At 55.2% G+C, this 1,434-nt stretch carries 1 protein-coding gene; it reads right to left on the bottom strand.

What is annotated here, in order from left to right; translation table 11 throughout:
• Positions 1–356: 356 nt before the first annotated feature.
• A complete protein-coding gene (locus ACEN2J_RS20785) occupies positions 357–1,253 on the bottom strand; it encodes a glycoside hydrolase family 26 protein (RefSeq protein WP_442108667.1) in 897 nt (298 codons plus the stop codon).
• Positions 1,254–1,434 lie beyond the last annotated feature (181 nt).

Below are 1,434 nucleotides of genomic sequence, written 5' to 3'. Positions count from 1 at the left end.
AGTGGCAACATTTTACGCTGCCCGCAGCGAGATTATCACGCCACTTCCGTGGCTCACTTTTGCACTGCCGTTCTCACCCAAAGGGGTGTTTCAAATCTGCTCTCCTCAAGGTGGGATCGGGTTTGAAGCCTTCGATCCTCATTAAACTTCTTTCATTTTCATTGAGAAATAGTGAACGGTCAACCGCGAAGGGGAGAACCGCGCGGAGTGTTGCCGACAGGAAGCAGGGTTTGCACGACAAAACGCGCCCCGTTTTTGATATTGGGCGCGTTTTCAACAGATTGGTAGACAGGCCGATTATTGCCAGTTGTGCGGGAGAGGCGGCCCGAGTGAGGCGCAAACGGGCCGCAGGACTGTCAGTTCAACACATTTGCCGTGCGGCGCCAGTTGGGAAGACCGAATCCATCGGGCCAAGGATAGACCTCTTGCTGGTTGAAATAGACCACGGCCTCGAGTTCGGGATACTTCGCAGCAGACGTGCGTACAGAGTCATCCCATTCAGTGACGTGGGCGATATCTCCAATATAGCCTAATTCCGCTATGATGATGGGTTTGCCAAATTGGAGAGCGCGTTGGTAGCGTGGGCCAAATATGTCGTCAAAGCTCTGCACGCCGCCCAAGGTCGCCTCTTCCCACGGTTGCAGGCTGAACACAGACAGGCCTATGACATCGACATAGTCATCACCGGGATAGTAGGCTGCCATCGTTTCTGTACCCAGCGGGGACCACATAAATTTGGCCTTGGGGGCTGCGATGCGGCAAATGTTGATCATCTGGCGGTAGGCGTCGATATAGGTTTGTGGCGTCCACCCGGCCCAGATGAACTGGCCGCTGGCATCATCCATTTCCTGCGCCCAGCGGATTGTCATGGGTACGTCCACGGTGGCAAGTGCCGCGCAAACTGTGCGCATGGTATTGTCATAGGTACCGTCGGCGATGCCCTTTTGCAGCGTCTTGGGCGAGTTGCGTTCATCGCGCGACCAAGTCCACGGTTCTATGGTCACAAGAATCGAGCGGCCGCGAGATTTTGTATAGCGTTCCGCCTCGGCCAAACTGGGAAGGAAGACGTCCTCCCACGGTAAGAACAGATGCTCTATTGCCACGTCCTGCACGTCCGAGAATTCGCCGTAGGGGTCATAGATGCCAAAGGGCAAAGGTCCCGGCGGCACGGTTTGCGTGGAAACGGGGTTTGCCACGAGGCTGGCCAAGGCGAGAGAGATGAGGATGAACTTGGGAGGTAAAATGCGTTTCATTTTGCATACCTTTGGGCGGCTTGGTTTAAAAGAAGTTGGGAAAGCCAGTTGGCATTGTAGGAAGTATGGACCGTGCCGGGTGCGCCTTGCCCGGCCCCGGCCACGGGGGATGCGGACAAAAACTTGGACTGTTTTTACGTCATAAGTCCTAGGCTTTTACGGTATTCGATTGGGCTTCGAC

This window comes from Pseudorhodobacter sp. W20_MBD10_FR17 (assembly GCF_052119765.1).
GTDB lineage: Bacteria > Pseudomonadota > Alphaproteobacteria > Rhodobacterales > Rhodobacteraceae > Pseudorhodobacter.
Note: the sequence above shows the minus strand (reverse complement) of the source record. Positions and strands in the feature narration are given on the sequence as shown.

What these genes read in the sequence shown, in the direction of transcription:
- ACEN2J_RS20785 (WP_442108667.1), bottom strand. Translation starts at nt 1,253, where the DNA reads ATGAAACGCATTTTACCTCCCAAGTTCATCCTCATCTCTCTCGCCTTG.